The 6,783-nt window shown below is 73.5% G+C and carries 6 protein-coding genes and 1 pseudogene; 2 read left to right on the forward strand and 5 right to left on the reverse strand.

What is annotated here, in order from left to right; all coding sequences use genetic code 11:
- Positions 1-180 (forward strand): annotated as a pseudogene (locus tag VR44_RS32470) (hypothetical protein); the annotation flags it as partial.
- Positions 181-231: 51 nt separating this feature from the next.
- Here VR44_RS32470 and VR44_RS32475 read toward each other — a convergent pair.
- The 5 genes from VR44_RS32475 to VR44_RS32495 form a co-directional block, all read right to left on the reverse strand.
- Entirely contained in the window at positions 232-579 is a 348-nt protein-coding gene (locus VR44_RS32475) for a VOC family protein (RefSeq protein ID WP_045951219.1), read from the reverse strand.
- Positions 580-673: 94 nt separating this feature from the next.
- Positions 674-3,082 (reverse strand): excinuclease ABC subunit UvrA, encoded by a 2,409-nt coding sequence (locus tag VR44_RS32480; RefSeq protein ID WP_045951220.1) that lies wholly within the window; start codon positions 3,080-3,082, stop codon positions 674-676.
- A 45-nt stretch (positions 3,083-3,127) separates the two neighbouring features.
- Positions 3,128-4,120, reverse strand: coding sequence for an LLM class flavin-dependent oxidoreductase (locus VR44_RS32485; RefSeq protein ID WP_094192064.1), 993 nt, complete (start codon positions 4,118-4,120; stop codon positions 3,128-3,130).
- A 109-nt stretch (positions 4,121-4,229) separates the two neighbouring features.
- Positions 4,230-4,733: a phosphatase domain-containing protein gene (locus tag VR44_RS32490; protein WP_045951222.1), complete on the reverse strand. Its 504-nt coding sequence runs from the start codon at positions 4,731-4,733 to the stop codon at positions 4,230-4,232.
- 108 nt (positions 4,734-4,841) lie between these two features.
- Entirely contained in the window at positions 4,842-5,057 is a 216-nt protein-coding gene (locus VR44_RS32495) for a dodecin (protein WP_045951223.1), read from the reverse strand.
- Positions 5,058-5,219: 162 nt separating this feature from the next.
- On the opposite strand from VR44_RS32495, the gene VR44_RS32500 reads away from it, so the two are divergent.
- The gene (locus VR44_RS32500) at positions 5,220-6,485 is read left to right on the forward strand and encodes an extracellular solute-binding protein (RefSeq protein ID WP_045951224.1); all 1,266 of its coding nucleotides are present in this window, start codon (positions 5,220-5,222) and stop codon (positions 6,483-6,485) included.
- Positions 6,486-6,783 lie beyond the last annotated feature (298 nt).

Here is a 6,783-nt window from a genome sequence, read left to right on the forward strand (position 1 = left end):
CTCCTGTGCTGGGAGCCCGCGGGGATCCCCCGCCTGGTCCACGCCCTCGGCGCCCACCGGACCCTCGGCCTCCCCGCCGCCTGGCCCGACCGCAGCGACCTCGTCTGGACCCTCACCCGCAGCCGCGGGAACTGGACCTTCCGCGAACTTTCGCAACGCCTCCTCCCCGGCGACGCCTAGGCCGTCCCGTCCCGTCCCGCCCTGTCCCTTCCGGATCCGGCCGGAGGGCCGTCAGCGGTGACCCAGCACGTTGACCACCCGCCCGGTGGGGTCACGGACGAAGAACCGCCGCACGCCCCACTCCTCGTCCTGCAAGGGGTGGACGATCTCCGCGCCGCTCGCCCGCATGACCGCATAGGCCGCATCCACGTCGTCCACCTCGACGCTCATGTCGGGGGCGACGGGCGCGGTCCTGTCACCGGTCATGACGCTGATCTGCGCCGCCGGGCTGGACGGGGACGCGAGCGTCATGATCCAGCCGTGGTTCATGACCTCCTCGAAGCCCAGCAGGCCATAGAACTCCCGGCTCGCGTCGGCGTCCTGCGACTGAAGGTTGGGCACGACACGGCGAACGGCCATCGACGACTCCAAGGAAGAAGGAAGGTGTCCCTGTCTCCCCAGGAGTACTACGACACGTCGACCGCCGCACGCACCTTCGGCACACGCCCCGGCCCTAACGGCCGAGCGCGCGCGCCAGGTACGGGGCCGTGCGGCCGGCCGTCGACGCGGCCACCTGCGCCGGGGGGCCGCTCGCCGTGATCCGGCCGCCCTCCGTGCCGCCGCCCGGTCCCAGGTCGATCAGCCAGTCGGCCCCCGCCACCACCTCCATGTCGTGCTCCACGACCACCACCGAATGGCCCGCGTCCACCAGCCCGTGCAACTGCCGCAGCAGCACCCGCACATCGGCCGGGTGCAGCCCCGTCGTCGGCTCGTCCAGCAGGTACAGGGTGTGGTCCCGGCGCGACCGCTGGAGCTCCGTCGCCAGTTTGATCCGCTGCGCCTCCCCGCCCGACAGCTCCGTGGCCGGCTGCCCCAGCCGCAGGTAGCCCAGGCCGATCTCCTCCAGCGCCCGCAGGCTGCGCGCCGCCGCCGGGACCTGCGCGAAGAACCCGGCCGCCGCCTCCACCGTCAGCTCCAGCACCTCGGCGATGTGCAGCCCCTCGTAACGGACCTCAAGCGTCTCGGCGTTGTACCGGGCGCCGGCGCAGTCCGGGCACGGTGCGTACGTACTGGGCAGGAACAGCAGCTCCACCGAGACGAACCCCTCGCCCTGGCAGGTCTCGCAGCGGCCGCCCGGGACGTTGAAGGAGAACCGGCCCGCCTTCCAGCCGCGCGCCCGCGCCTGCGGAGCCGCCGTGAACAGCTTGCGCACCACGTCGAACAGCCCGGTGTACGTCGCCAGGTTGGAGCGCGGCGTGCGGCCGATCGGCTTCTGGTCCACCTCCACCAGCCGGCGCACCGGGAACTCCGGCTCGCCCAGCCGCCCGGCCACCTCCTCCGCGAGCACCCGGCCGACCAGGGTGGACTTCCCCGAGCCCGACACCCCGGTGACGGCGGTGAAGACGCCCAGCGGGAACTCGACCGTCAGGTCACGGAGGTTGTGCCGCCGGACACCGGAGAGCCGCACCGAGCCGGCGGCGGTACGCACCTGCCGGGAGGGCCCGCAGGCGTCGGCCCGCGCGAACAGGTGCCGGGCCGTCGCCGACTCCGCTACCCCGGCCAGCCCGCCGGGCGGCCCGCTGTACAGCACCCGGCCGCCGTGCTCACCGGCCAGCGGGCCGACGTCCACCAGCCAGTCCGCCCGCCGCACCACGTCCAGATGGTGCTCCACCACGAACACCGTGTTCCCCGCCGCCTTCAGCCGCTCCAGTACGCCCAGCAGCGCCTCGGTGTCGGCCGGGTGCAGCCCCGCCGACGGCTCGTCCAGGACGTACACCACCCCGAACAGCCCCGACCGCAGCTGGGTCGCCAGCCGCAGCCGCTGCAGTTCCCCCGCCGACAGGCTCGGCGCGGTCCGGTCCAGGCTCAGATAGCCCAGCCCGAGCTCCGTGACCGGTGCGATCCTCGCCCGCAGGTCCGCGACCAGCACCCGGCCCGCCTCGGTGTCCGGCGCGGCCCCGGCCAGTACGGCGTCCAGCTCGCCCAGTGCCAGCGCCGCCAGCTCCGCGATCGTCCGGCCCGCGAAGGTCACCGCCAGGGCCTCCGGCCGCAGCCGCCGCCCCTCGCACACCGGGCAGGGGGCGTCGGTGAGGAACTTCTCCGCGCGCGCCCGCAGGGTGGCGCTCCTGGTGTCGGAGAAGGTTCGCATCACATAGCGGTGGGCGCTCATGTACGTGCCCTGGTAGGGCCGTTGGATCCGGTCGGCCTCCCGCACCGGGTGCACGGTCACCACCGGCTGCTCCTCGGTGAACAGGATCCACTCCCGGTCCTCGGCGGGCAGCTCCCGCCAGGGCCGGTCCACATCGTGGCCGAGCACCTCCAGGATGTCCCGCAGGTTCTTGCCCTGCCAGGCCCCGGGCCAGGCGGCAATGGCGCCCTGACGGATCGACAGCCCCGGGTCGGGGACGAGGAGTTCCTCGCTGGTGCGGTGGATCCGCCCCAGTCCGTGGCAGGAAGGGCAGGCGCCCGAGGCGGTGTTGGGGGAGAAGGAGTCGGAGTCGAGCCGCTCGGCCCCCGGAGGGTAGTCGCCGGCCCGGGAGAACAGCATCCGCAGGGAGTTGGAGAGCAGGGTCACCGTCCCCACCGAGGAGCGCGAGCCGGGGGAGGAGCGGCGCTGCTCCAGGGAGACGGCGGGCGGCAGCCCGGTCACCGAGTCCACCTTCGGCGCGCCGATCTGGTGGATCAGGCGCCGGGCGTAGGGGGCCACGGACTCGAAGTACCGCCGCTGGGCCTCGGCGTAGAGCGTGCCGAAGGCCAGGGAGCTCTTCCCGGACCCCGACACCCCGGTGAAGACGGTCAGGGTGTCGCGCGGGATGTCCACGTCCACCCCGCGCAGGTTGTGCTCCCGGGCGCCGCGGACCCGTACGCAGGGGTCGAGGGAGTCGCGGGGGACGGCGGGGACATCGGCGGATGGCTGGTGCATTCGCCCCAGTTTAGTGGCGTACGGGAGCGGGTGGCGCGGGCGACCCTAGCGCAGCCCGGCGATTCGTGACAGCCGGCGGAAGGAGTCCAGCAGGGCCGTCCGGTCGTAGGTGGAGGTGGTGACCAGCAGCTCGTCCGCCCCGGTGGCCTCCGCCAGGGCGGCCAGCCCGGCCGCGACCTGCTCCTCCGTACCCGCGAGGTGACCGGCGAGGGCGGCCTCGTACAGCTCCCGCTCCTTCGGGCCGAGCTCCAGCGCCTCGACCTCCTCGGCCGGCCGCAGCGGCGGGAAGCTGCCCCGGGTCCGGGAGTACGCCAGCGACCAGGCCTCCGGCAGCAGGATCCGCCGGGCGGCCTCCTCCGTCTCCGCGACCGCCACCGTCCCCGAGACCACCACGTACGGTTCGGCGCCCCACGCCGACGGCCGGAACTCCCTGCGGTAGGCCGCGACGGCCTCCGCCACCCGGGGCCGGTTCCGCAGGTCGCCCACCACCACCGGCAGCCCCGCCCGGGCCGCGATGGACGCGCCCGCGCCGGTGGCCAGCACGAACGGCGGGATCCGCATCCCTTCCGCCGGCCGGGCGTGCACCTCGGGGTGGGTCCGCTGGCTGCCGTCGATCCAGCCCAGCAGCTCGGCCAGCTGCTCCTCGAACCGGTCGGCGTCGCCTGTGTCACGGCCCAGGGCGCGCCGGATCCCGCCCGTGAACCCGACCGAGCGGCCGAGGCCCATGTCGATCCGGCCGGGGAACAGCGCCTCCAGCACCCCGAACTGCTCGGCGACCACCAGCGGCTGGTGGTTGGGCAGCATGACCCCGCCCGTACCGACCCGGATCCGCCCGGTGGCGGCCGCCACGGCCGCGGCGAGCACGGTGGGGGCGGAACCGGCCACCCCGGGCACGCTGTGGTGCTCCGACACCCAGAAGCGGTGGTAGCCGAGCTCTTCGGCGGCGCGGGCGAGCCGCACGGTGTCGCGCAGGGCCTCCGCGGCGGGACGCCCCGCGCGGACGCGGGACCGGTCGAGGACCGAGATTCTGGAGATCACACCCGTCTTCAACGCCGGGCGCCGGCCAGGATTCCCGAGGGGTGCGCGCGGGACGGGTCCCCGCGTCCCCCGGTGCGGATGCCCGGGTCCCCGGTACGGCGCCCCGCCCTCAGGTGCGGCTGCCGCGCTCGCTCTCCTGGGCGCTCTTGAGCTCCGGAGCCTCCGCCGCCCAGTCCGCCAGCAGCACCTGGAACCCGGCGGCCCGGGCGGCCTGGCAGACGAGCTGGTCGTCGTCGACCAGCACCCGCACCTCACGGCCCCGCGCGATCCGCCGGAGCACCTCCAGCTTGGTCACCCGGGCCGGCCGCCGGTCCCGGTCGCCGCGCATCCACACCCGGCCCTCGGGCAGCCCGTGCCGGGCCAGCCAGTCGGCGGTGTCCGCCCGGCAGCGCTCCGGACGGCCGGTCAGGTACACCACCTCGCAGTCGGCGGCGCTCTCCACCGCCAGCGCCACGCCGGGCGCCAGCGGCGGATCGGCCGGGGCCGCGCCGAAGAACCCGTCCCAGTCGCGTGGCCGCTGCTCCAGGAAGTGCTGGCGGTGGCCGGTGTCGGCCAGGGTGTTGTCGATGTCGAAGACGGCCAGCGGCCGGCGCGGGGCGGTGGTCTCGGTCATGCCCGCCAGCCTAGGCGGCGCTCTCCGGCCGGGACGGGGCAGGGCTGCGCGCCCCGTCCGCCGGGCCGCCGGGTCCGCGGAGTCGGGGCGCGCGGTGCGGACGGCCCGTCAGTCCTCGCCGTCGAGGCGGAAGCCCACCTTCAGCCCGACCTGGTAGTGCGCGATCTGCCCGTTCTCGATGTGCCCGCGCACCTGTGTGACCTCGAACCAGTCCAGATTGCGCAGGGTCTGGCCGGCGCGCGTGATCCCGTTCCGGATGGCCTGATCGATGCCCTCGTGGGAGGTGCCGACGATCTCGGTCACCCGGTAGGTGTGGTTGGACATGGGGTCTCCCGCCAGTTGTCGCTTTTGCCTTGTTCCACGGTGCCCCAGTAAGGGCGGGTCCGCGAACTTTGGGCGAACAATCCCGGCGGAAAGCCCCTTGACCGGCCCATTGGTCTATGCCAATTTCAAGCCATCTGAGATCCAGCCCAGAAGGTGACCCTCGTGAAGAAGCGATTCCTCGCCGTGTGCACGGCCCTCGTGGCCGCCACCGCCCTGACCGCCGGCTGCGGCGTTCTGGCCGGATCGGACGGCGGGTCCGAGAAGGTGACCCTCTGGCTGATGAAGGGCAGCGCCTCGGACGAGTTCATCGAGAAGTTCACCGCCGACTTCGAGAAGCAGCACCCCGGCACCGACCTGGAGGTCAAGATCCAGGAGTGGAAGGGCATCGGCGACAAGGTCAACGCCGTCCTCGCCGGCAAGGGCAAGGAGCACGCCGACGTCATCGAGGTCGGCAACACCCAGGTGGCCCAGTACGTCGAGACGGGCGGCCTCTCCGAGCTCACCCTGGAGGGGCTGCGCACCTGGGGCAGCAAGGACTGGCTCAGGGGCCTGTCCGACCCGGGGAGCGTCAACGGTGCCCAGTACGGCGTGCCCTGGTACGCCGCCAACCGGGTGGTCATCTACAACAAGGACCTCTTCGCCGGCGCCGGGATCAAGACCCCGCCCAGGAACCGCCAGGAGTGGATCGCCGCCACCCAGAAGCTCGACAAGGGCGACCAGCAGGGCATCTACCTCCCCGGCCAGAACTGGTACGTCCTCGCCGGCTTCGTCTGGGACGAGGGCGGCGAGCTCGCCGTCGAGTCGGGCGGCCAGTGGGTCGGCGCCCTCGACGACGAGAAGGCCCTGGCGGGGATGGACTTCTACAAGCAGCTCCAGGCCCTCGGCAAGGGCCCGAAGAACGCCGACGAGGAGACGCCCCCGCAGGCCGAGGTCTTCGCGCGCGGCCAGGTCGCCCAGATCATCGCCCCGCCCGGGCAGGCGGCCCAGATCGAGGCGGCCAACCCCGCGCTCAAGGGCAAGCTCGGCTACTTCCCCATCCCCGGCAAGGCCTCCGACAAGGCGGGCTCCGTCCTGACCGGCGGCTCCGACCTGGTCATCCCGGCCAGGACGGCGCACCGGTCCGGTGCCGTCGACCTGATCACCGCCCTGGTCAGCGAGAAATGGCAGACGGAACTCGCCCGCACCATGAGCTACGTCCCCAACAAGACCACCCTCGCCCGGGTGGTCGAGGGCAACGAGGGCGCCGCCGCGATGGCCGCCGGAGCCGCCCAGGGCCGGGCCACGCCGAAGTCCGGGCGCTGGGCCGAGGTCGAGGCCAAGAACCCGCTCAAGCCCTACATGACGGCCGTCCTCACCGGCCAGGACCCCCGGCAGGCCGCGAAGACGGCCTCGGAGACCATGAGCCAGGTCCTGAACTCCGACCGCTGATCCCGCCCCGGTCCGCCGCAACCCTGTGCCACGGACCGGACGAACTCACGATCAGCTGATCCGCCGACCCGCTGAGCTGCACGCCCGGCCCCCTCCGGCCCGTCGAGTTCAGCCCCCGCACATCCGGGGGCCGCTGAGCGGTCATGTCGAATCCAGCCGGTCACGGAAGAAGTAAAGGAGCCGGGTCCGCCACCCGCGGTCCGGCTCCCCGTGCCCGGATCAGGAGCAGTCATGACCATCGCCCCCCTGTCCCCGTCCCCCCTCGCACCCGCAGCCCCGGCCGTCCCCACCCCGGCAC

This window comes from Streptomyces katrae (assembly GCF_000966975.1).
Lineage (GTDB): Bacteria > Actinomycetota > Actinomycetes > Streptomycetales > Streptomycetaceae > Streptomyces > Streptomyces katrae.

What these genes read in the sequence shown, in the direction of transcription:
- VR44_RS32480 (WP_045951220.1), bottom strand. Translation starts at nt 3,082, where the DNA reads ATGCACCAGCCATCCGCCGATGTCCCCGCCGTCCCCCGCGACTCCCTC.
- VR44_RS32495 (WP_045951223.1), bottom strand. Translation starts at nt 5,057, where the DNA reads ATGTCCAACCACACCTACCGGGTGACCGAGATCGTCGGCACCTCCCAC.
- VR44_RS32490 (WP_045951222.1), bottom strand. Translation starts at nt 4,733, where the DNA reads ATGACCGAGACCACCGCCCCGCGCCGGCCGCTGGCCGTCTTCGACATC.
- VR44_RS32475 (WP_045951219.1), bottom strand. Translation starts at nt 579, where the DNA reads ATGGCCGTTCGCCGTGTCGTGCCCAACCTTCAGTCGCAGGACGCCGAC.